The sequence below is a fragment of the Pseudomonas sp. LBUM1643 genome (genome assembly GCF_059716215.1).
On record NZ_CP166813.1, the window covers coordinates 5,687,415 to 5,709,071 of the forward strand.

The following is a 21,657-nucleotide window of genomic DNA, read 5'->3' on the forward strand; positions in this document are numbered from 1 at the left end:
CCTTATTGGAACGAGGCCATGCAGGTCCACACTAAATCAGTTGAACAAGCCGTAGAAGAATAGACGGATGCTATCCCACATGCGACGGAAGATACCACCCTCGTCAACCGCGTCCAGAGCGATCAGGTCTGCGCTGTGCACAACCTTGTCGTCCAGTTTCACTTCGACTTTACCGATCACGTCGCCCTTGGCGATTGGCGCAATCAGCTGTGGGTTCATGGTCATGCTGGCGACGAGCTTTTTCAGCTGGCCTTTTGGCAGGGTCATGGTCAGGTCTTCAGCCAGGCCGGCCTTGACTTGATTGGTGGTGCCTTTCCAGACAGGAGCCTGAGCCAGCTCGGCGCCTTTCTGATAGAAGGTCTGTGTTTCGAAGAAGCGGAAACCGTAAGTCAGCAGCTTCTGGGTTTCGGAAGCACGTGCCACTTCGCTGTTGGTGCCGAATACCACGGCGATCAGGCGCATGCCGTCACGTACAGCCGAAGACACCATGCAGTAGCCGGCTTCGTCGGTGTGACCGGTTTTCAGGCCGTCGACGGTTTTGTCGCGCCACAGCAGCAGGTTACGGTTAGGCTGCTTGATGCCGTTCCAGAAGAACTCTTTCTGCGAATAGATCGCGTAGTGAGCCGGGTCTTCGTGAATGATCGCGCGAGCCAGTACTGCCATGTCATGAGCCGACGAGTAGTGCTCAGGGTTCGGCAGACCGGTCGGGTTCATGAAGTGGCTGTTGGTCATGCCCAGGTCGGCCACGGTTTTGTTCATCATGTCGGCGAAGGCGTCTTCGCTGCCGGCGATGTGCTCGGAGAGCGCAACACTGGCGTCGTTACCCGACTGAATGATGATGCCGTGCAGCAGGTCGCTGACAGTCACCTGCGAGCCAACCTTGATGAACATCCGCGAACCACCGGTACGCCAGGCGTTTTCGCTGACGGTTACCGGATCGTTTTCGCCGATCTGGCCACGACGGATTTCCAGGGTCGCGATGTAGGCGGTCATCAGCTTGGTCAGGCTGGCCGGAGGCAGACGCTGGTCACCGTTGTTCTCTACCAGCACGTTGCCGCTGCTGGCGTCCATGAGCACATAGGATTTAGCGGCCAGTTGGGGTGGCGATGGCATCATCTCAACCGCGAACGCGGCAGGCGAGATGAGCAGCGGTACTAGCAGGCACAGTCGTTTGGCAAAGGTGGTGATGTTCATCCGTCTCTCGAAATCGCTAATGGTACTGCCCAGAGGCAAAACTAATCAGACAACCTTCTAACGGGTCGTCGCGTGTTCAGCTGTTCACTCAGAGCCCTTGCCGGGCTTTTGTTCTTCAACGAGCCAACAACCAGGTCCACCCCCCAAATAGCAAGTGAACCGTCATTCAAGTACCGCGTACTACTCGGCAGTGACCAGGCTCGGCGAACCGAGATTGGCCAGCCGCACGCTGTTCTGCACTTGCTGGATTTCACCCTGCGAGCCGATTGGCCCCAGGCGAACCCGATGCAGTGTCTGTTGATTGCGCACGATCGAACTGATGAACACCGGAGCGCTCACCATTCCGCTCAGCTTCGATCTCAGGAGTTCTGCAGCGTCCGGGTTGGCGAACGCGCCCACCTGCAGATACTGGCCAGACGCTGGTACAGAAGCGTTTTTTTTTGCATCGATCTGCACGGGCACTACGGCCGCTGCGTGCTGCTGCGGCGGTGGCGTCCATTGTTCGACCGTACCGGCCGACGCGGTAATGACCGGGGCCTTATTCTGCGCAACCTGCGGTTCGTTTAGCATCAACGGCGCCGGACGACCCTTGGCGGCCCACCACTGCTGCGGATCGATACCTTCGACCTTGACTCGCGCAGTGCCGGTTTCGGCATAGCCGAGCTTCTTGGCAGCCGCGTAGGACAGGTCGATGATCCGGTCCGAATAGAAGGGTCCACGATCATTGACCCGCAGAACTACCGTCTTGTTATTGTCCAGGTTGGTCACCCGAACGTAACTTGGCAGTGGCAGGGTCTTGTGAGCGGCGCTCATGCCGTACAGGTCATACACTTCGCCGTTGGCGGTGTTCTGACCATGGAACTTGGTGCCGTACCAGGACGCCGTGCCCGAGGCCACATAGGTCTTGGACTCTTGCAGCGGGAAGTAAGTCTTGCCCAGCACGGTGTACGGGTTGGCTTTGTATGGGCCGGTGTGCAGGGTTGGCGTGGCATCCGGGATGCGCGATACGTCGACGTCCCACCATGGCGCGCCGTCCTTGTGAGCACGGTTGATGTCCAGCCCCGGCGTCGCGCGCACGGCAGTGGATGAGGATTTCTGAGCCGGCGCACGGCTGGTCGAACAACTGGCGACCAGCACTGCCAACGCGGCGAATGCCATCAGCTTCAGGGGTTTATTCATAGGCAATGCCCGCATTACTTGACGCCCCGTGCTTGGACCAGCTGTTCAGACAGTTGATGTACGGCCATGGCGTACATCACGCTGCGGTTATAACGCGTGATCGCGTAAAAATTCTTCAGGCCCATCCAGTATTCAGGGCCGTTGTCACCTTCCAGGCGGAAAGCGGTGACCGGCATATCATCGCGCAGCGCATCATGACTTGACCACCCCAACGCTCGCAACTCCCCGACGGTTTTAGTCGGTTCAATGCCAGTGGTCAAACCTTCCTCTACCTGATCGCCACGAACATCGGCGCGACTGACCACCGGCTCACCGGCGACCCAGCCGTGACGCTTGAAATAACTGGCGACGCTGCCGATGGCGTCATCCGGGTTGTTCCAGATATTGATGTGGCCGTCACCGTCAAAGTCCACTGCATAGGCGCGAAAGCTGCTGGGCATGAACTGCGGCAGGCCCATCGCCCCGGCGTACGAGCCCTTGAGGGTCAACGGATCGACTTGCTCTTCACGGGCCAGCAGCAGGAACTCACGCAGTTCCTTGCGGAAAAATTCGGCACGAGGAGGATAGTCGAAGCCCAGGGTCGACAACGCGTCGATCACCCGGAAATTGCCGGTATTACGTCCGAAAAAGGTCTCAACCCCAATGATGGACACGATAACCTGCGCCGGCACTCCGTATTCCTGCTCCGCGCGGGCCAGCACGGCCTCGTGCTGACGCCAGAAATCCACGCCCCGGGCGATACGCGCATCGGAGATGAACATTGGCCGGTACTCGTTCCACTGCTTGACCCGCTCGGCAGGCTTCGAGATCGCGTCCAGAATCGACTGCTTGCGCTCGGCTTCGCGGAACACGCCCATCAGCTGCTCACCGGCGAAACCGTAGTCGCGGGTCATTTCACCGACGAATTCAGCCACCTGGGGTGAGCCTTCGTAATCGCCGGCCAGCGCATCCTGCGCTGTGCCAAGGATGCTTACCAGGCCGACCCACGGCGCATATCGAGTCGCCCAGCCACGCATTACTTGCATTGAAATCTTCACCTTATTCAAACTTGTGCGATCCACTTACGATGGGTATGGATCGACATCAAAACCCCAAACGCTGACAGCAGCGTCACCAACGAAGTTCCTCCGTAGCTAATGAACGGCAACGGCACCCCTACAACCGGCAACAGGCCACTGACCATACCGATGTTGACGAAAACGTAAACAAAAAACGTCATGGTCAGGCTGCCCGCGAGCAATTTGCCGAACAATGTCTGGGCCTGGGCGGTAATTACCAGCCCGCGACCGATCAATAAAAGGTAAATCAGCAGCAGCGCACAAATGCCCACCAGGCCGAATTCTTCGCCCATTACCGCGATAATGAAGTCCGTGTGACTTTCCGGCAGGAAGTCCAGGTGAGACTGGGTGCCCAGCAACCAGCCTTTGCCGAATACACCGCCGGAACCGATGGCCGCCTTCGACTGAATGATGTTCCAGCCAGTGCCAAGCGGATCGCTCTCAGGGTCGAGGAACGTCAGGATTCGCTGCTTCTGGTAGTCGTGCATGATGAAAAACCACATGGCGACGGCCACAGGCACTGCGGCTGCCAGCACACTGATAATCCAGCGCCAGCGCAGTCCGCCCATGAACAGCACGAAGGCGCCGCCCGCAAGAATCAGCAGCGAGGTGCCCAGGTCGGGCTGCCGCACGATCAGGATGAAGGGCAGTCCGATCAGGAACAGACTGACGCCCACATGCTTGAGCTGCGGCGGCAAGGTGCGCTTGGACAGGTACCAGGCGATGGTCGCCGGCATCAGGATCTTCATGAATTCCGAGGGCTGGAAGCGAATCACCCCGGGGATGTTGATCCAGCGCGTCGCACCCATGGCGTTGTGGCCCATGACGTCCACCACCACCAGCAAGAGCACGCCGACCACATAACCGACCGGCACCCAGCGAGCCATGAAACGCGGTTCGAACTGGGCGATAACGACCATCGACACCAGGCCGATGCCAAAGGATGTGGCTTGTTTGGCCAGCAGATCCCAGCTCTTGCCACTGGCTGAATAGAGGACGAACAGGCTGCCGGCGGCCAGGGTCAGCAACAGGATCAGCAACGGGCCATCGATGTGCAGTCGTTGCAACAGCGTCGCCCGGCGACGCATCACATCCTCACTGGAGAGCATGCGATCAAAATTATTCATCACGGGCCGTAGCCTCCGCACTGATAGGGCTGGCGTATTCGGCTTTCAATCGGCCGTCCTGGCCCAGAAGCCAGGCATCCATCACTTGGCGTACCACGGGTGCGGCGACACCGGAACCGGACTCGCCGTTCTCGACCATCACCGACACGACGATTTTCGGGTTGTCGGCCGGCGCAAAGCCCACGAACAAGGCGTGGTCACGGTGACGCTCCTGAACCTTCGAGCGGTCGTACTTCTCACCCTGTTTTATGGCGACCACCTGGGCCGTACCACTCTTGCCGGCGATTCGGTACTGGGAACCTGCAGCGGCCTTGCGCGCGGTACCCCGAGCGCCGTGCATCACTTGCTGCATGCCGTGGTTGACCTTGTTCCAGTCGGACGGGTCACGCAGGACGATATTCGGCATCGGGTTTTCATCTTTCGGCCTCTCACCTTCGACGGTCTTGGCCAGGTGCGGGCGGTTCCAGATGCCTTTGTTGGCGACCAGCGCCGTGGCTTGCGCCAATTGCAGTGGCGTCGACTGCATGTAGCCCTGACCGATCCCGAGAATCAGTGTTTCGCCCGGGAACCACGCCTGACGACGGGTTGCACGCTTCCATTCACGGGACGGCATCAAGCCCGGTGACTCCTCGAACATGTCCAGGGAAACCTTCTGGCCGATGCCGAACTTGCCCATGTACGCGGACAGTCGATCGATGCCCAACTTGTGGGCCAGGTCATAGAAGTAGGTGTCGTTGGAGCGCATGATTGCCGTATCGAGGTCCACGAAGCCGTCGCCGCTGCGGTTCCAGTTACGGTACTTGTGATCGTAATTGGGCAGCTGGTAATAGCCGGGATCGAAGACTCGGGTCGACGCAGTGACCACACCGGAATCCAGTCCTGCGATGGCCACGGCGGGCTTGATGGTCGAGCCAGGCGGGTACAGGCCTCGCAGGACACGGTTGAACAGCGGACGATCAATGGAGTCACGCAGCTCCGCATACGCCTTGAAGCTGATGCCTGTAACAAACAGGTTCGGATCGAAACTCGGCTGACTGACCATCGCCAGCACTTCGCCGGTCGCCGGGTCCAGCGCCACAACGGCGCCACGCCGACCGCCCAGCGCCGCTTCTGCGGCTTCCTGCAATTTGATGTCCAGGCTCAGGACAATGTCCTTGCCGGGAATCGGATCGGTACGCTTGAGCACACGCAACACGCGGCCTCGAGCATTGGTCTCTACTTCCTCGTAACCCACCTGACCGTGCAACTCGGGCTCGTAGAAGCGCTCGATGCCGGTTTTGCCAATTTGATGGGTGCCGCTGTAACTCACCGGGTCCAGAGTCTTCAGCTCTTTCTCGTTGATCCGCCCCATGTAACCCACGGAGTGTGCAAAATGCGCACCCTGCGGATAGTGACGGACCAGCTGCGCGACCACTTCTACCCCCGGCAGACGGAACTGGTTCACAGCGATTCGCGCAATCTGCTCTTCGGTCAACTCGAACAGGATCGGCACCGGCTCGAACGGCCGACGCCCCTGCCGCATGCGCTTCTCGAAAATCACCCGATCCTCAGGCGTCAGCTCCAGCACCTGGACGATCACGTCGAGCACTTGCTGCCAGTCGCCAGAGCGCTCACGGGTCATGCTCAGGCTGAAGCTGGGCCGGTTGTCGGCAATGACCACACCGTTGCGGTCGAAAATCAGCCCACGGGGTGGCGGAATCGGCTGCACATGGACGCGGTTGTTTTCCGAAAGGGTCGAGTGGTACTCGTACTGAATCACCTGGAGGAAATACAGCCGCGCGATCAGCACACAAATCAGCACCACCACCGCAATGGCCCCGAACACGACGCGGCCACGCACCAGACGGGCGTCTTTTTCGTGGTCCTTGATGCGGATCGGCTGAGGCATGAGGGCAGAACTACTTGTGGTAAGGGTGGCCGGACAGCACTGTCCAGGCACGATACAGCTGTTCGCCGATCAGGATCCGCACCAGCGGGTGCGGCAACGTCAACGGCGAGAGCGACCAGCGCTGATCCGCCCGCGCGCACACTTCAGGCGCCAGCCCTTCCGGGCCACCGACCATGAAATTCACTGTGCGCGAGTCCAGCCGCCAGCGATCGAGCTCGACCGCCAGCTGCTCGGTGCTCCAGGGCTTGCCGTGGACTTCGAGTGTGACAATCCGCTCGTTCGGCCCGACCTTGGCCAGCATGGCTTCGCCTTCCTGACGGATGAAACGAGCCACGTCGGCGTTTTTGCCACGGGTGTTGAGCGGTATTTCCACCAGTTCCAGCGCCAGCTCGGAAGGAAGACGCTTGGCATATTCATGCCAGCCTTCTTCCACCCATTTGGGCATGCGTGAACCGACGGCGATCAGTCGCAGTCGCACAGCGAACCCTTATTGCTGGTCTTTGTTGAGCTTGGTGAAATGCTCATGGGTGTTCTCTGGGCTGTGGTGTGCAGCGCTGGCCGAACGGCTTTGCTCGGCACCGGCCCACAGACGCTCCAGGTCATAGAACTGACGGGCAGAGGCCGTCATCATGTGCACGATGACATCATCCATGTCCAGCAGGACCCAATCGCTGTCGCCCTTGCCTTCTTCACCCAGTGGCTTGACGCCTTGGGCTTTGACGGCTTCGCGGACTTTGTCGAGCATCGCGCCGATCTGGCGGTTGGACGTACCGGTCGCGATGATCATGAAGTCGGTGATGCTCTGCTTTTCACGAACATCGATGACCTGGATGTCCTGGCCCTTCACGTCTTCCAGGGCTGCTACGGCAACCTTGACCAGTTCTTCGCCACGCAGCTCCGGCCCGGTTTGGACTTCTACTGGCAGCGGGGCGCTCTTGAACGTGCCTTTGCGCTTTACTTTGGTTTGGTCTTTGTCAGTCATATAAAACTCGTTTTGCTCGTATGTTCAGGCGCTTCAATACACGTTGTTGCACGTGCCTTGAGGCACTCCTATTCAGTTCGACGCACGGTAAAGTCCGTGCGCATCGATGTAGGCCAGGACCGCGTCGGGCACCAGGAAACGTACCGACTTACCGCTGGCCAGCAGTTGACGGATCTGGGTGGCGGATACCGCAAGCGGTGTCTGCCAGACGAATGCAATCTGTCCGCTCGGCCCTTTGAGGGCCAGCGGGTCGCTCACCGAGCGCGCTGCCAGCAGGTTGCGCAAGGCATCCGGCGGTTCGCTGTCGGCATCCGGGCGTTGCAGCACCAGGATGTGGCAATGCTGGAGCAACTCTTCCCAGCGGTGCCAAGTGGGCAGGCCGCAAAAAGCGTCCCAGCCCAAAAGTAGAAAAACCTGGTCTTCAGCGGCCAGCTCGGCACGCATCAGTTCCAGGGTATCGATGGTGTAGGACGGTTTGTCCCGCTGCAATTCGCGGGCGTCCACTACCAACGGCGCCACACCGGCCACCGCGCACTCAACCATCGCCAGACGGTCTTTTGCCGACACTTGCGGCGTGCCGCGATGAGGCGGCCGGGCACTCGGCGTCAGTCGCAACTCATCCAGCGCCAGCGATTCGGCGACTTCCAGTGCACCGCGCAAATGGCCGATGTGCACCGGGTCGAACGTCCCACCCAGCATGCCAATGCGTCGCGGAGCGGGCTCGCGGGCAGGGACCGGCGTTGTCAGGTCAAGGTCGCCCAAGTCAAACAGACGCCTGGCCGCGCAACTGGCCATCACCGACCACGATGTACTTCTCGCAGGTCAGACCTTCGAGACCCACCGGGCCACGGGCGTGCAGCTTATCAGTAGAAATGCCAATCTCGGCACCCAATCCGTATTCGAAGCCATCGGCGAAGCACGTCGGGGTGTTGATCATCACCGACGCCGAATCGACTTCCGCCACAAAACGCCGGGTATCGCCGACGTTTTCGCTGACGATCGAATCGGTGTGATGGGAGCCGTACTGATTGATGTGTTCGATCGCCTGGTCCAGGCCATCCACGATACGAATCGACAGAATCGGCGCCAGATATTCGGTATTCCAGTCTTCTTCCGTCGCCGCCACCGCATCGATAATTGACCGGGTGCGCTCACAACCGCGCAGCTCAACGCCTTTTTCACGGAACTGTGCAGCCATGGACGGCAGGAAATCCCTGGCGACGGTTTGATCCACCAGCAGCGTTTCCATCGCACCGCAAATGCCATAACGGTAGGTCTTGGCATTGAAGGCGATGCGCTGGGCTTTCGGAAGATCGGCATGAGCACTGACATAAACGTGACAGATGCCGTCCAGATGTTTGATCACCGGTACACGGGCATCGCGGCTGACACGCTCGATCAGGCCACGGCCACCACGGGGCACGATGACGTCGACGTATTCCGGCATGGTGATCAGCGCGCCAACGGCGGCACGGTCGGTGGTTTCGACGACTTGCACGACGGCGGCCGGCAGTTCGGCCTCGGCCAGCCCGCGCTGGATACAAGCAGCAATCGCCCGGTTGGAATGAATCGCTTCGGAGCCGCCACGCAGAATGGTCGCGTTACCGGACTTCAGGCACAGGCTTGCAGCGTCGATGGTCACGTTGGGGCGGGATTCATAGATGATCCCGATCACACCTAGCGGTACGCGCATCTTGCCGACCTGAATACCCGAGGGCCGAAAACTCATGTCGCGTATGGCACCCACCGGGTCCGGCAGGGCCGCGACCTGGCGCAAGCCGACGATCATGCCGTCGATGCGATCCGGCGTCAGCGCCAGGCGTTCAAGCAATGCGGGCTCAAGACCATTGGCGCGGCCAGCAGCCAGATCCAGTTCATTGGCAGCGGTCAGCTCGGCACGTGCAGCGTCCAGCGCATTGGCGGCAGCTTGCAGGGCGCGGTTTTTCTGCGCGGTGCTGGCACGGCCGATGACGCGGGAAGCTTCGCGAGCAGCGCGACCCAGGCGGGTCATGTAGTCAAGAACGGACTCAGTCATGGTCTTGGCGAGGTCTTAGATAAGGTTTGATAAAGAGTAAAGCGGCAGATTATAGCTGTCGTGTCTCCTGACTAACAGCAGTGACGGGCGGATGGTCGAAATGGAAGGCCATTTGCCGACGTTCAGACGTGATTAAGCTTCAAATTGTTATCATCACGACTCATTCACCGCTGATAAACGCTACTGATCATGACCAATCTGACTCTTCGAGCATCCGCTACGCGGCAGCCCAAGGCGCTTCCAGATGCGTTTTTCAACCGCGACGCCCAAACGCTGGCCCGGGATTTACTCGGCAAAGTTATCCGCCATCGGGTCGATGACCTGTGGCTCAGTGCCCGAATCATCGAAACCGAGGCCTATTATTTCGACGAAAAAGGCAGCCACGCCTCACTCGGCTACACAGAAAAGCGTAAGGCTTTGTTTCTGGATGGCGGTCACATCTACATGTATTACGCCCGAGGTGGCGACTCCCTGAACTTCAGCGCCCACGGTCCCGGCAACGCCGTACTGATCAAATCGGCCTATCCATGGACAGACGAACTGAGTGGACCGGCAAGCCTGGCGCAGATGCTGCTCAACAGCCCCGACGCCCAAGGACGCCCTCGCCCCTCGCAAAAGCTGTGTGCCGGCCAGACCCTGTTGTGCAAGGCGCTGGGGCTGAAAGTCCCCGTATGGGATGCCAAGCGCTTCGATCATGAGATATTGCTGGTGGAAGATACCGGCCCTGCCCCTACCCACATCATTCAAACCACACGACTGGGCATCCCCCATGGACGTGACGAACACCTGATGTACCGCTTCGTTGATGGTGCCTACGCGCCCTATTGCACGCGGAACCCGTTGCGACGCGGGCAGGTCGAAGGGCGGGATTATTTTTTGCTGACTTGAACGATGGACGGACCACTTGTGGGAGCGAGCCTGCTCGCGATAGCAGACGGACAGTCGACGCAGATGTCGTCTGACATTCCGCCATCGCGAGCAGGCTCGCTCCCACAAGGAGATGAGATCAATTGAACATTCAATGGAGTTGTATGTATGGGCCCATGGCTCGATAGCGTGACCGGTTGGTTGACGGTGAATCCACAATGGCTGGCTGCGGCGGTGTTCATCGTGGCGTTTGTGGAATGCCTGGCGATTGCCGGCCTGATCGTGCCTGGCACGGTGCTGCTGTTTGCCGTCGCGGTGCTCGCAGGCAGTGGAGCGTTGTCACTGAGCGAAACGCTGCTGCTGGGATTCCTGGCCGGCGTTCTGGGCGATATTGTTTCCTACTTTGTTGGACGTCATTTCCATCAGAACATCCGGCGCCTTCCGGGGCTGCGTCACCATCCAGAATGGATCGCCGGGGCCGAGACCTATTTCCAGCGTTACGGTATCGCCAGTCTATTGGTCGGACGCTTTATCGGCCCGCTACGCCCCATGCTGCCAATGGTCGCGGGGATGTTCGACATGCCCTTCCCGCGCTTTCTCGCCATCAGCCTGCTGGCTGCTGCAGGCTGGAGTGTCGCCTATCTTCTGCCCGGTTGGGCCACGGGCGCGGCAATTCGCTTGCCGCTGCCGGAAGGGTTCTGGCCTGAAGCAGGTATCGTCGCGGGCAGCATTGCGGCAATGGTCGGCTTGAGTATCACCAGCAGCATGCGTCGCCACCGCAAAGCAACGGTGCTGATTGCCGGTATGAGTTTTTTGATTCTTGTCGGCCTGTTCATCGGGTATCCGCACCTGACAGCCCTTGATCAGGGCGTGATGACGCTCATCCAGGAACATCGTAAACCGGTGCTCGATGAGGTCGCCGTCACGTTCACGCTGATCGGCGAATTCCGCAACATGCTGATGTTCAGCGCCCTGCTGACAGGCCTGCTGCTGCTTACCCGACAGTGGCGACAAGCGATTTTCGCTTGCAGTACCTTGCTCTTCACGGCGCTGGCCAATACGGCGACGAAGCAATTTTTCGCCCGCGTGCGTCCTGAGGTGTTGAGTGATCCGCTGGTGAGCTACAGCATGCCTAGCGGGCATGCCTCGGGCTCTTTCGCGCTGTTCCTGACCCTGGCTGTGCTGGCCGGGCGCGGACAACCGCCGCGGCTGCGTCTGACGTGGTTGCTATTGGGATGCCTGCCGGCGTTGTCGATCTCCCTGTCACGGGTGTATCTGGGCGCGCATTGGCCGACCGATGTGGTGGCCGGTGCGATGCTCGCCGCGTGCGTATGTGCTGCAAGCCTTTGGCTGATTCAGCGCAAGGAACCTCTCAACGCCATGCCGCCCCGGGTCTGGTGGCTGGTGCTGCCGGCCCTGACGATACTATTCGGCTTTTTCGCGCTGAGGCATTTGCCCCACGCGATGTTGAGATATGCCTACTGAAGCCCAGCCGCGCCTCTGTAGCAGCTGCCGAGCCTGCGAGGCTGCGTTCGAGGACGCAGTCCTCGCAGTTATTCCCGACGGCGGCTTCGCCACCGAACGCAGCCTCGCAAGCTCGGCAGCTGCTACAAGTCCTACAGCGGTTATAAAAGCTCGCAGCGTTCAGGCAAACAACTCACCTTGCAACTCATCCAGCAGCGCTTGAATGGCATCCAGCCGCTGCTGTGGATCATCGAGTTGCAGCAGATCAATCTTGTCCACTTCGGCAAACGGCAGCAGATAGGCAAGCTGGTTGGCCAGAGACTGCTGACCGGTGGCTTCGGTGCCCATGTTCAATGCTTCCACCATCGGATGTTCGGCCAGAGCCTTGAGCAAGGCGACCAGATCGGCATCCTCATCCTGCAAAGGTTGTTCTGGCTCGTCTTCCAGCCACTCGACCTCGGCAATCGTCAACTGATCGCGCTGGACCTCGGTGCGCAACACATTGAAACGCCTTCCGCCCTGCACGCGAATACCCAACAAGCCATTTTCTTGCTGCTTGAAGTCGGTGATCAGTGCTTCACAGCCCACCAGTGCATAACCCTCGGGGGCTAGACCGACCTCTTCGCCGTCGAGGATGCATACCACACCAAAACCGCCGCCCTGTTTCATGCAGCGGCCGATCATGTCCAGGTAGCGCGCTTCGAAGATCTGCAAATCGAGAATGCAGCCGGGAAACAGCACTGTGTTCAGCGGAAAAAGCGGCAAGCTCATAGACATTTCCTTACACCACCATCGACACCGCCAACGGCAGGAACACCGCCGTGGCCACGCCCATCAAACTCATCGCCAACGCCGCGAAGGCGCCGCACTCTTCACTTTCCTGCATCGCCACCGCCGTGCCGACCGCGTGGGCGGTCATGCCCAGGGCCATACCGCGGGCTTCGGCGCTGTGCACGCCGAGTCGGGTCAACAGGCTCGGCCCGAAGATCGCCCCGATCACGCCGGTGATCAGCACAAACACCGCCGCCAACGCCGCGACACCACCAATCTGCTCGGCCACCAACATGGCGATCGGCGACGTCACCGACTTTGGCGCCATCGTCATCAGGATCATGTGTTCGGCGCCAAACCACCAGCCCAGCAACACGCCCATCCCCGTGGCGACGACACCGCCTATCACCAGCGTAGTAAATATCGGCCAGAACAACTGCCGAATCCGTCGCAGATTCAGGTAAAGCGGAACGGCCAGTGCAACCGTCGCCGGCCCTAACAGGATGCTGAGAATCTCGGTGCTTTTTCGGTATTCGGCGTAGGTCAGACCACAACTGATCAAGACACCGATTACCAACAGCATGGAGACCAGCACCGGCTGCAAAAAGATCCAGCGGGTTTTCTCGAACGCCGCCAACACCAACTGATAAGCGCCAAGCGTGATCCCGATACCAAACAACGGATGGTGAATTACCGACGTCCAGGCGCCGTGCCAATCGAAAATCATTGGCCGTCCTCGGGATGGGCGTGACGCTTGACCATGCGCTGCATCAGCACGCCGGTAAACGCCATGGACAGCAGGAGCGACAACACCAGGGCGCCAACGATGGCCCAGAAGTCAGCGGCAATGTCCTTGGCATACACCATCACGCCCACTGCTGGCGGTACCAGCAGCAACGGCAGATAACGCAGCAGACTGCTGGCTGCCAGGTTCAGAGGTTCGCCCACCTGACCACGGATTATCAGGAACACCAGCAGCAACAGCAGGCCGACAATAGGCCCCGGCAGCACCGGCAAAAACAGGTGATTGATCGCTGTGCCGAGCAACTGAAACAGCACCAGCCAGGTTAAACCTCGTAACAACATCCTTAAATCTCCTGCAGAACCCGTCCCCGCGGTAGCGGGCCGAGCATTATAAGCACGTCATCGCTATAGACCGGCATTCGCCAAAAGCATGGTCAGTTGACCTTGGCCCATTGCCATGTTGATCTAAAGTGGTAATTCGGGAGGTCAAATCCCCCCACCTAAAAACTATAAAACCGATGAACCCAAGGAGAGTCTCAATGCCCTATGTTCCCGTTGCAGAGCTCAAAGATTATGTCGGCAAGGAACTTGGATGTTCCGAATGGCTCACCATCGATCAGGAGCGCATCAACCTGTTCGCCGAAGCCACCGGGGATTATCAGTTCATCCACGTCGACCCGGTCAAAGCCGCGCAAACGCCTTTCGGCAGCACTATCGCCCACGGTTTCCTGTCGCTTTCACTGATCCCGAAACTGATGGAAGACATCCTCGTCCTGCCTGAAGGCCTGAAGATGGTGGTCAATTACGGCCTCGACAGCGTGCGGTTCATTCAACCGGTCAAGGTCAATTCCAAAGTACGACTCAAGGTCGAACTGAGCGAAGTCAACGAGAAGAAACCCGGCCAATGGCTGCTCAAAGCCACCGCCACGCTTGAGATTGAAGGCTCGGACAAGCCGGCGTACATCGCCGAACCACTGTCACTCTGCTTCGTGTAAACCATCCCGGATGCGAAGCAGCTCATGCTGTTTCGCGCCCCCTCTCTATATATAAGTGATAGAGCTGCGGCATACTCGGTCGCCTAATTGCCCGGATCCCGCTATGCGCTCGATTGCCCTCCTCGCCTTGACCCTGATGCTGACCGCTTGCGGCGACGGTGAATCACTGTTGCCCCCTGACGCTCGTCTGCCGGACGGTGGGCGTTATCGCGGTGAATTGGTCAACGGACTGCTGCAAGGCCAGGGTCGCATCGACTACCCGAACAGCAGCTGGTACGCCGGCGAGTTCGACAAAGGGCAATGGCATGGCCAGGGGGAATGGCACGGGAGCAACGGCGAGGTCTATCGCGGGCAATTCAATCAAGGGCTCTTCGACGGCCAGGGCACGCTGACCACCAATGGCAGCAGCTACACCGGCGGGTTCAAGGCGGGGCGGCGGGACGGCGAAGGCACCCTCAAAGAAAACGGCATGACCTACCGTGGCGAATTCAAGGCCGACCAGTATTCCGGGCTCGGCCGACTCGAACTCGACGACGGCAGTTCGTATCAAGGTCAGTTCGCGCACGGCAAACCCAACGGTGAAGGTCAGCGCGGCGACGCCAGCGGCAATCAATTCACCGGGCATTTCGTCGACGGTCAGCTGGAAGGTAACGGAACGTTCAACAGTGCTGACGGCGACATGTATGTCGGCAGCTTCAAAAACAATCAATTGCACGGCAAGGGTCGCTACGAAAACTCCGACGGCGATGTCTGGCTTGGGCAATTCAAGGAAGGATCGCTGAACGGCAAGGGCGAGTTGATCGGCGCCGATGGCAGTCACTACATCGGCCACTTCAGCGACTGGCGCTTTAGCGGCCCAGGTCGACTGAACCTGCCAGACGGCAGTTTCTACATTGGCCAGTTCGACAACGACAGTTATTCGGGGCGCGGCACCCTGGTATTGACTGACGGCACCGTGCAAAGCGGCACCTGGATCAATGGCCAGCGAGTCCGCGACGCTGACGGCAAGCTGCTGCCCGACAGCCTCGAACTCGGTCTTTTGGCTCAGGGCCGCTTGCTCGAAGAAACGCTGGCCAGCGTGCCCGCCTCGACCCCGGCGATCGAACTCTACACTCTGACCCTCGGCGGTGATGGCAAGCAGAGCGTGTTCCTGCGTGAATCCGACTATGTCAGCAACATGCTCAGCAGCCGATTTGGTGCTTACGGCCAGATTCGCCTGGTCAACCATCGCGACCATCTCGTCGATCGGCCGATGGCCACTCGGGAAAACCTGCGCCGCGCCGCCGCAACCCTGGCCGAACGCAGCGGACCGGAAGATTTGATCTTCATCTACCTGACCAGCCACGGCAGCAGTGAGCACGAACTGGTGCTCGACCAGCCACGCATGGAGCTGTCAGACCTGCCGGCCGACGAACTCGCCGCCGTGCTGGCCCCGCTGAAAAACCGCGACAAGATCATTGTCATCTCGTCGTGCTATTCCGGTGGTTTCATCCCGATGCTCAAGGATGAACGCACCCTGATCATGACGGCGTCCCGCGCCGACCGTGTGTCGTTCGGTTGCTCGGAAGAAGCCAACTTCACCTACTTCGGTGACGCCCTTTTCGCCCAGGCACTGAACCAGACAGACGACCTTGAGCAGGCGTTCAAGCTGGCCAAGGCTACGGTGGCCGAGCGTGAGCTCGCGGACAACTTCGAGGCCTCTGAACCGCAGATCTGGGCGCCGAAGACGGTCCTGTCCCACTGGCAGTTGTTGCGCAAACAACAAGCACGCAAGGCACTGCAAAGTGTCTCTATCAGCAGCAAGGATGCAAAGAGCAACTAAGCTGAACAGTATCAAGGGAGAAACACTATGTACTTGACGCCTCAGCACGTACTGCTTGCCGGAGCTACCGGGTTAACCGGTGAACACTTGCTTGACCGCTTGCTTAACGAACCCACGATTACCCGGGTTTTGGCCCCTTCACGCCGGCCATTGGCCAAACATCCCCATCTGGAAAATCCCGTCGGCGACCCGGCCGTGTTCCTGCCCCAACTCAACGGCCGCGTCGACATTGCCTACTGCTGCCTGGGCACCACGATCAAACAGGCAGGCTCGGAAGAGGCATTCCGCGCAGTAGACCTGGACATGGTGGTGGCCTTCGCCAAACGTGCCCGGGAGATGGGTGCACGGCACCTGATTGTGATCAGCGCGCTGGGGGCCGATCGCAGGTCCTCGGTTTTCTATAACCGGGTCAAAGGCGAGATGGAATACGCCCTGCGTGAGCAAGACTGGCCGCAACTGACCATTTGTCGCCCATCACTGCTGCTGGGTGATCGGCTGGAACCGCGTTTCGCCGAAAAAGTGGCAGGCCCTTTGTCTCGACTGATCCCGGGTAAATATCACGGCATCGAAGCTTGCCAGCTGGCCCGCGCAATGTGGCGGTTGGCATTGGAAGAGCAGGATGGGGTGCGGGTGGTTGAGTCGGATGAACTGAGGAAGCTGGGCAAATAAGATCAAAAGATCGCAGCCTGCGGCAGCTCCTACAGGTGTACACATTTCCCCTGTAGAAGCTGCCGCAGGCTGCGATCTTTTGCCTTTTACAACCCACCCGTCGCCTGAAAACCCACGCCGAGCACCGTCAACACAGACAACGGCAACAACAGCGTATCGAGCAACGCACTCGCTGGCAGATCAATACCCGGATAGCTCGGAGCCTCAGCGCCAAAGCGGTCCATTGCACAGCAACCGCCGTTCATGGCGTACAGATCCAGTCGAGTCCCTGAGTACACAACCGGCGCCCCTGGCTTGGCGGCATCCAGCGTGCGCGCCGTGGCACAGCCCGCCAATTGCAACGCCAGGATGATCGTCAGCAATCTATTCATCGCTGGTCAGATGGTGCTCGCCCCAACGCGGCAACATGTCCTGCGGAATGTTCAGCAGATTGAGGATCCGCGCCACCACGAAGTCGATCAGGTCATCGATGGTCTGCGGCTGATGGTAGAAGCCCGGCGACGCCGGCAAAATCGTCACGCCCATGTTCGACAACTTGAGCATGTGCTCCAGATGAATGCTCGAATACGGCGCCTCACGCGGCACCAGAATCAACTGGCGGCGCTCCTTCAACGTCACGTCGGCGGCACGTTCGATCAGGTTGTTGCAGGCTCCCGTCGCGATTGCCGACAAGGTTCCGGTCGAACAGGGCACGACCACCATCGCCGCCGGTGCGCCAGAGCCAGAGGCCACGGGCGACATCCAGTCTTCCTTGCCGTACACGCGAATTTGCCCGGCGGCAGCACCGGTGTATTCGGTGAGGAAGGCCTGCATCATCTGGGTTTTGGGTGGCAGGGTGACGTCAGTCTCGGTGGCCATCACCAGCTGCGCGGCCTTGGAGATGAGGAAATGTACCTCGCGGTCCTCGCGCACCAGACAGTCCAGCAGGCGCAAACCGTACTGGGCGCCCGAAGCGCCGGTCATTGCCAGCGTGATGCGTTCCGGACCGTTGTTCATTGCAGGGCCTCGGCGAGTTTTCCGTGCAGGCCGCCGAAGCCGCCGTTGCTCATGATCACCACGTGAGTGCCTGGCTGGGCCTGGCTTTTCACGCGCTCGATGATGCCTTCCAGCGTATCGCTGACGATCGAGGGCACGGTGCACAGCGCGGCAGTGCCCGCCAGGTCCCAACCGAGGTTGGCCGGCGCGTACCAGATCACCTGATCGGCATCGTTCACACTTTCCGGCAAGCCATCGCGGTGCGCGCCAAGCTTCATGGAGTTGGAGCGAGGTTCAATGATCGCAATCAGCGGAGCGTCACCGATGCGCTTGCGCAGGCCGTCGAGCGTCGTGGCAATGGCCGTCGGGTGGTGAGCGAAGTCGTCGTAAATAGTGATGCCACGGACTTCGGCAACTTTCTCCATCCGGCGCTTCACGCTTTTGAATGCGCTCAATGCAGCAATCCCCATGGACGGCACAACACCGACATGCCGCGCCGCAGCTAACGTCGCCAGCGCGTTGGCAACGTTGTGCTGACCGGTCATGTCCCACTCGACCACGCCTTGAACCACGCCTTCGAACATCACTTCGAAGGCAGAACCGTCTTCGCTGAGCAACTTGACCTGCCACTGACCACCCGCACCGGTGGTTTGAACCGGCGTCCAGCAACCCATTTCGATCACTCGCTGCAACGCGGGCTCGGTGGTCGGATGGATGACCAGGCCTTCGCTGGGAATCGTTCGCACCAGATGATGGAATTGGCGTTCGATTGCCGGAAGATCAGGGAAGATATCCGCATGATCGAACTCAAGATTGTTCAGGATCGCGGTGCGCGGACGGTAGTGAACAAACTTCGAGCGCTTGTCGAAGAAGGCACTGTCGTATTCATCCGCTTCGATCACGAAAAACGGTGTGTCACCCAGTCGGGCCGACACCGAGAAGTTTTGCGGGACACCACCGATCAGGAAGCCCGGGCTCATGCCGGCATGTTCCAACACCCAGGCCAGCATGCTGCTGGTGGTGGTCTTGCCATGAGTGCCGGCGACGGCCAGCACCCAGCGGCCTTGCAGCACGTGATCCGCTAGCCATTGCGGGCCGGAAACGTAAGGCAGACCTTTGTTCAGTACATATTCGACGGCCGGGTTGCCGCGGGACATGGCGTTGCCGATCACCACCAGATCCGGTGCCGGATCCAGTTGGGAGGGGTCGTAACCCTGGGTCAGTTCAATGCCTTGAGCCTCAAGCTGAGTGCTCATCGGCGGATAGACGTTGGCATCGGAACCCGTTACGTGATGGCCCAGCTCTTTGGCCAGAACCGCCATCGAGCCCATGAAAGTGCCGCAGATACCAAGAATATGAATGTGCATAGTCGACCTCGTAAAACATGGCCGCAGGTTAGCGTAGGGTGGGAAAATTCGCACCTTTGTTTCGCCCATTCCGATGCCATCGCCAGCAGGCTGGCCCCCACAGTGGATTTGAGTAGGCTCCCAAATCGTGAGTCCAGCCCATTACCCTGTGGGAGCTAGCCTGCTGGCGATGGCCGCGCCACGGTTTATCGGGCTATGCCGTGTTTACGCAGCTTGCGGTAAAGCGTATTGCGACTCACCCCTAACTGTTCAGCCGTATGCGTCATATGCCATCGCGTCTGCTCCAGTGCATTGAGCAATGCCAGCCGCTCGGCGTCTTCAAGGGGATGGTCCGATGCCACGTCGTCTGCAACGACCGGTGTCGGGCGAGCCTGCTGAATCATCACAGGCAAATCGTCCAAACCGATCCTTCCACCGTCACACAACGCCGCCAGCGTGCGCAGCACATTACGTAACTGCCGAACGTTACCGGGCCAGGCAAAATCCAGCAGCGCCTGTCGTGCCAATCCATCGATGACCACCGTTTCCCCGCCAGCCTCTTCCGCCAGCAAAAAGTCGAGTAGCTGTGATTTATCGGTTCGTTCGCGCAACGCCGGCAATCCGACCTCCAGCCCGTTGAGCCGGTAATACAAATCCTCGCGGAAACTGCCGTCCTGCACCCGCTCCATCAAATTGCGGTGAGTGGCGCTGATGATCCGCACGTTGACCGACTCCGGCTCACCACCGATAGGCACCACCTGCCGGTCTTCCAGCACTCGCAGTAGCCGAGTTTGCATGGCCAGCGGCATGTCGCCGATTTCATCGAGGAACAGCGTGCCGCCATCGGCTTGCTGCAACTTGCCGCGCATGCCTTCCTTGCGTGCGCCCGTGAAGCTGCCGCCGCGGTAACCGAACAATTCACTCTCGATAAGGCTTTCCGGAATGGCCGCGCAGTTAAGCGCCACGAACGCTTTTTCGGCCCGTTGACTGGCGTTGTGCACAGCCTTGGCGAACGCTTCCTTGCCGGAGCCGGTTTCGCCATTGATCAACAGCGGCACGTCCCGCTCGAAGACTCGCAAGGATTTTCGGAAGTCTTCCTGCAGCGATGCATCGCCAAGACAAATGCCGGACAAGCGTGGACGGTCGGCAATGATCGGGCGCTGCACCACGGGCACCGGGATGCTGCGGGGTTGTCCGCGCAGCAGCGCAAACAGGTGCCGCCCGTCACGCGTGCGCAACGGCCAACTGGCACTGGCGTTGATGCTGGCGCGGCCCAGCAGCTCATCCAGAGAGCAGTCGAAAAACGCCTCGACCGGCTTGCCCAGCAGCCCGCCGCGTACATGCCCCAACAGATTCAAGGCACTTTGGTTGACGGCGCTGATCCGCCCTTCCCCGTCGAACGCCAGCAACCCTTCGCTGAACAGCCCGACGGATTCTGCCTGCAGGTGAAAACGGAGTAACCACTGGTTGTCGAAGTAGCGCAGGAAATAGCAGCTTTCGATCATCTTCGCCGAAAGATTGACCAAGGCCATGGTATGGAACTGGCTCTGGCGCGAGACATCATGACGCGCGGAAGACACGTCCAGCACGGCCAACAGCTCGCCATGCGGATCGAAGACCGGGCTGGCCGAACAGGTCAAACCGGTGTGGCGACCACGAAAGTGTTCGTCCTGGTGGATGGTCAGAGACTGCCGCTCCACCAGGCAGGTGCCGATACCGTTGGTGCCTTCGCAGGCTTCGCTCCAGTCGGCGCCCAGCCACAGGCCGGCGCGTTCGAAAATCTTCCGCTCGGTGGGGGCCGTGACGCAATTGAGGATGACGCCGCGAGCGTCGGTCAGCAGCACCGCATGTCCGGCGCCGGAAAGTTGCTGATGGAGACTGGTCATTTCAGTGCCGGCAATCTGCAGTACTTGCTGCAAGCGTTCGCGGCTTTCCAGGACGCGGCCGTGTTCCAGCACCGTCGGCGCAATCGTCAGGGCCGGGTCGAGGTGATAATCCTCAAGACAACGTAGCCAGGAACGGGCAATGGAAGGGTCACTGCCAGGACCGCGCAGCCGGGACTTCCCCTGGGTCACGGTCAAGACTTGCTGGGCATGGCGACTTAAATGGTTGTCGTGCATTTTCTTGTACTTCTCCCTGCCGGGTCTGGTTCGCCCCGTGTAGCAGCTGCCGAAGGCTGCGTTCGGCTGCGGAAGGCTGCGTTCGGCTGCGGAAGGCTGCGTTCGGCTGCGGAGCAGTCGTAAAACCGTATTCGATGCTTCCATGCTAAACCGAGGCGAGTGCTTCGCACTCGAACGCAGCCTTCGGCAGCTGCTACAGACAGTGTGTGGCCGAGCATCCTCCAGCCCGGCGAGTATTGCAATGCTCGCAAGACTGTCCGGTCACACACTGCGCCACAACCGGTACAAACTGTCACATAGCCTGTACCGATACCGTCACATCCACCGTCCGCCCGTCCGACTTAAACCCGGCAACACCTTGATTTGCCTGACCTGCAAGGCAGTGGCCCGACCTTTGCTCTACGCTTATAACAAGCGCACA

21 protein-coding genes are annotated in these 21,657 nt (G+C 59.8%); 5 read left to right on the plus strand and 16 right to left on the minus strand.

The window, feature by feature from the left end; translation table 11 throughout:
* Positions 1 to 36: 36 nt before the first annotated feature.
* The 9 genes from ACA063_RS25705 to ACA063_RS25745 all read right to left on the minus strand — a co-directional run bounded on the left by ACA063_RS25705 (position 37) and on the right by ACA063_RS25745 (position 9,463).
* Entirely contained in the window at positions 37 to 1,194 is a 1,158-nt protein-coding gene (locus ACA063_RS25705; protein WP_497663852.1) for a D-alanyl-D-alanine carboxypeptidase family protein, read from the minus strand.
* A gap of 180 nt (positions 1,195 to 1,374) precedes the next feature.
* Positions 1,375 to 2,388, minus strand: coding sequence for a septal ring lytic transglycosylase RlpA family protein (locus tag ACA063_RS25710; RefSeq protein WP_497663853.1), 1,014 nt, complete (start codon positions 2,386 to 2,388; stop codon positions 1,375 to 1,377).
* Entirely contained in the window at positions 2,388 to 3,398 is a 1,011-nt protein-coding gene (gene mltB / locus ACA063_RS25715; RefSeq protein WP_162439928.1) for a lytic murein transglycosylase B, read from the minus strand. The genes ACA063_RS25710 and mltB overlap by 1 nt, the downstream gene beginning before the upstream one ends.
* 17 nt (positions 3,399 to 3,415) lie before the next feature.
* Positions 3,416 to 4,519 carry a rod shape-determining protein RodA gene (gene rodA / locus ACA063_RS25720; RefSeq protein WP_497666589.1) on the minus strand — a complete coding sequence of 368 codons (1,104 nt, stop codon included), beginning with the start codon at positions 4,517 to 4,519 and terminating at the stop codon, positions 3,416 to 3,418.
* Positions 4,520 to 4,550: 31 nt separating this feature from the next.
* On the minus strand, positions 4,551 to 6,446 hold the full coding sequence (gene mrdA, locus ACA063_RS25725; protein WP_162439927.1) for a penicillin-binding protein 2: 1,896 nt from the start codon (positions 6,444 to 6,446) through the stop codon (positions 4,551 to 4,553).
* 10 nt (positions 6,447 to 6,456) lie between these two features.
* Positions 6,457 to 6,924, minus strand: coding sequence for a 23S rRNA (pseudouridine(1915)-N(3))-methyltransferase RlmH (gene rlmH / locus ACA063_RS25730; RefSeq protein ID WP_003185785.1), 468 nt, complete (start codon positions 6,922 to 6,924; stop codon positions 6,457 to 6,459).
* A gap of 9 nt (positions 6,925 to 6,933) precedes the next feature.
* Entirely contained in the window at positions 6,934 to 7,428 is a 495-nt protein-coding gene (gene rsfS / locus ACA063_RS25735; protein ID WP_162439926.1) for a ribosome silencing factor, read from the minus strand.
* 72 nt (positions 7,429 to 7,500) lie between these two features.
* On the minus strand, positions 7,501 to 8,190 hold the full coding sequence (gene nadD, locus ACA063_RS25740; RefSeq protein WP_268932914.1) for a nicotinate-nucleotide adenylyltransferase: 690 nt from the start codon (positions 8,188 to 8,190) through the stop codon (positions 7,501 to 7,503).
* A gap of 1 nt (position 8,191) precedes the next feature.
* Positions 8,192 to 9,463 (minus strand): glutamate-5-semialdehyde dehydrogenase, encoded by a 1,272-nt coding sequence (locus ACA063_RS25745; protein ID WP_497663854.1) that lies wholly within the window; start codon positions 9,461 to 9,463, stop codon positions 8,192 to 8,194.
* A 189-nt stretch (positions 9,464 to 9,652) separates the two neighbouring features.
* On the opposite strand from ACA063_RS25745, the gene ACA063_RS25750 reads away from it, so the two are divergent.
* Both ACA063_RS25750 and ACA063_RS25755 read left to right on the plus strand, forming a co-directional pair.
* Positions 9,653 to 10,351 (plus strand): DNA-3-methyladenine glycosylase, encoded by a 699-nt coding sequence (locus ACA063_RS25750; RefSeq protein WP_497663855.1) that lies wholly within the window; start codon positions 9,653 to 9,655, stop codon positions 10,349 to 10,351.
* 147 nt (positions 10,352 to 10,498) lie between these two features.
* On the plus strand, positions 10,499 to 11,815 hold the full coding sequence (locus tag ACA063_RS25755) for a bifunctional DedA family/phosphatase PAP2 family protein (RefSeq protein WP_497663856.1): 1,317 nt from the start codon (positions 10,499 to 10,501) through the stop codon (positions 11,813 to 11,815).
* Between the two features lie 159 nt (positions 11,816 to 11,974).
* On the opposite strand, the gene ACA063_RS25760 is transcribed toward ACA063_RS25755, so the two are convergent.
* The 3 genes from ACA063_RS25760 to ACA063_RS25770 are packed head-to-tail and all read right to left on the minus strand — an operon-like array spanning position 11,975 to position 13,651.
* Positions 11,975 to 12,565, minus strand: a complete 591-nt coding sequence (locus ACA063_RS25760; RefSeq protein ID WP_162441208.1) for an LON peptidase substrate-binding domain-containing protein — start codon at positions 12,563 to 12,565, stop codon at positions 11,975 to 11,977.
* Positions 12,566 to 12,575: 10 nt separating this feature from the next.
* Positions 12,576 to 13,292 (minus strand): LrgB family protein, encoded by a 717-nt coding sequence (locus ACA063_RS25765; RefSeq protein ID WP_247266967.1) that lies wholly within the window; start codon positions 13,290 to 13,292, stop codon positions 12,576 to 12,578.
* A complete protein-coding gene (locus ACA063_RS25770; RefSeq protein WP_497663857.1) occupies positions 13,289 to 13,651 on the minus strand; it encodes a CidA/LrgA family protein in 363 nt (120 codons plus the stop codon). The genes ACA063_RS25765 and ACA063_RS25770 overlap by 4 nt, the downstream gene beginning before the upstream one ends.
* Positions 13,652 to 13,848: 197 nt before the next feature.
* Between ACA063_RS25770 and ACA063_RS25775 the strand changes: the two genes are divergently transcribed.
* The 3 genes from ACA063_RS25775 to ACA063_RS25785 all read left to right on the plus strand — a co-directional run bounded on the left by ACA063_RS25775 (position 13,849) and on the right by ACA063_RS25785 (position 16,795).
* A complete protein-coding gene (locus tag ACA063_RS25775) occupies positions 13,849 to 14,304 on the plus strand; it encodes a MaoC family dehydratase (protein WP_162439585.1) in 456 nt (151 codons plus the stop codon).
* A 103-nt stretch (positions 14,305 to 14,407) separates the two neighbouring features.
* On the plus strand, positions 14,408 to 16,126 hold the full coding sequence (locus ACA063_RS25780) for a C13 family peptidase (RefSeq protein ID WP_497663858.1): 1,719 nt from the start codon (positions 14,408 to 14,410) through the stop codon (positions 16,124 to 16,126).
* Positions 16,127 to 16,153: 27 nt separating this feature from the next.
* Positions 16,154 to 16,795 carry an oxidoreductase gene (locus ACA063_RS25785; RefSeq protein ID WP_497663859.1) on the plus strand — a complete coding sequence of 214 codons (642 nt, stop codon included), beginning with the start codon at positions 16,154 to 16,156 and terminating at the stop codon, positions 16,793 to 16,795.
* 86 nt (positions 16,796 to 16,881) lie between these two features.
* On the opposite strand, the gene ACA063_RS25790 is transcribed toward ACA063_RS25785, so the two are convergent.
* From ACA063_RS25790 to ACA063_RS25805, 4 genes are all read right to left on the minus strand, one after another.
* The gene (locus tag ACA063_RS25790; RefSeq protein ID WP_497663860.1) at positions 16,882 to 17,166 is read right to left on the minus strand and encodes a YceK/YidQ family lipoprotein; all 285 of its coding nucleotides are present in this window, start codon (positions 17,164 to 17,166) and stop codon (positions 16,882 to 16,884) included.
* A complete protein-coding gene (gene ubiX / locus ACA063_RS25795) occupies positions 17,159 to 17,791 on the minus strand; it encodes a flavin prenyltransferase UbiX (protein WP_497663861.1) in 633 nt (210 codons plus the stop codon). The genes ACA063_RS25790 and ubiX overlap by 8 nt, the downstream gene beginning before the upstream one ends.
* Positions 17,788 to 19,137 (minus strand): UDP-N-acetylmuramate:L-alanyl-gamma-D-glutamyl-meso-diaminopimelate ligase, encoded by a 1,350-nt coding sequence (gene mpl / locus ACA063_RS25800; protein WP_194692868.1) that lies wholly within the window; start codon positions 19,135 to 19,137, stop codon positions 17,788 to 17,790. Before mpl ends, ubiX begins: the two co-directional genes overlap by 4 nt.
* Positions 19,138 to 19,322: 185 nt before the next feature.
* Positions 19,323 to 21,236, minus strand: a complete 1,914-nt coding sequence (locus tag ACA063_RS25805; RefSeq protein WP_497663862.1) for a sigma-54-dependent Fis family transcriptional regulator — start codon at positions 21,234 to 21,236, stop codon at positions 19,323 to 19,325.
* Positions 21,237 to 21,657 lie beyond the last annotated feature (421 nt).

Excerpts from the sequence above, each read along its gene's own strand:
- ACA063_RS25705 (WP_497663852.1), bottom strand. The coding sequence starts at position 1,194 with ATGAACATCACCACCTTTGCCAAACGACTGTGCCTGCTAGTACCGCTG.
- ACA063_RS25710 (WP_497663853.1), bottom strand. The coding sequence starts at position 2,388 with ATGCGGGCATTGCCTATGAATAAACCCCTGAAGCTGATGGCATTCGCC.
- mltB (WP_162439928.1), bottom strand. The coding sequence starts at position 3,398 with ATGCAAGTAATGCGTGGCTGGGCGACTCGATATGCGCCGTGGGTCGGC.
- rodA (WP_497666589.1), bottom strand. The coding sequence starts at position 4,519 with ATGCGTCGCCGGGCGACGCTGTTGCAACGACTGCACATCGATGGCCCG.
- mrdA (WP_162439927.1), bottom strand. The coding sequence starts at position 6,446 with ATGCCTCAGCCGATCCGCATCAAGGACCACGAAAAAGACGCCCGTCTG.
- rsfS (WP_162439926.1), bottom strand. The coding sequence starts at position 7,428 with ATGACTGACAAAGACCAAACCAAAGTAAAGCGCAAAGGCACGTTCAAG.
- ACA063_RS25745 (WP_497663854.1), bottom strand. The coding sequence starts at position 9,463 with ATGACTGAGTCCGTTCTTGACTACATGACCCGCCTGGGTCGCGCTGCT.
- ACA063_RS25750 (WP_497663855.1), top strand. The coding sequence starts at position 9,653 with ATGACCAATCTGACTCTTCGAGCATCCGCTACGCGGCAGCCCAAGGCG.
- ACA063_RS25755 (WP_497663856.1), top strand. The coding sequence starts at position 10,499 with ATGGGCCCATGGCTCGATAGCGTGACCGGTTGGTTGACGGTGAATCCA.
- ACA063_RS25760 (WP_162441208.1), bottom strand. The coding sequence starts at position 12,565 with ATGAGCTTGCCGCTTTTTCCGCTGAACACAGTGCTGTTTCCCGGCTGC.
- ACA063_RS25765 (WP_247266967.1), bottom strand. The coding sequence starts at position 13,292 with ATGATTTTCGATTGGCACGGCGCCTGGACGTCGGTAATTCACCATCCG.
- ACA063_RS25770 (WP_497663857.1), bottom strand. The coding sequence starts at position 13,651 with ATGTTGTTACGAGGTTTAACCTGGCTGGTGCTGTTTCAGTTGCTCGGC.
- ACA063_RS25775 (WP_162439585.1), top strand. The coding sequence starts at position 13,849 with ATGCCCTATGTTCCCGTTGCAGAGCTCAAAGATTATGTCGGCAAGGAA.
- ACA063_RS25780 (WP_497663858.1), top strand. The coding sequence starts at position 14,408 with ATGCGCTCGATTGCCCTCCTCGCCTTGACCCTGATGCTGACCGCTTGC.
- ACA063_RS25785 (WP_497663859.1), top strand. The coding sequence starts at position 16,154 with ATGTACTTGACGCCTCAGCACGTACTGCTTGCCGGAGCTACCGGGTTA.
- ACA063_RS25790 (WP_497663860.1), bottom strand. The coding sequence starts at position 17,166 with ATGAATAGATTGCTGACGATCATCCTGGCGTTGCAATTGGCGGGCTGT.
- ubiX (WP_497663861.1), bottom strand. The coding sequence starts at position 17,791 with ATGAACAACGGTCCGGAACGCATCACGCTGGCAATGACCGGCGCTTCG.
- mpl (WP_194692868.1), bottom strand. The coding sequence starts at position 19,137 with ATGCACATTCATATTCTTGGTATCTGCGGCACTTTCATGGGCTCGATG.
- ACA063_RS25805 (WP_497663862.1), bottom strand. The coding sequence starts at position 21,236 with ATGCACGACAACCATTTAAGTCGCCATGCCCAGCAAGTCTTGACCGTG.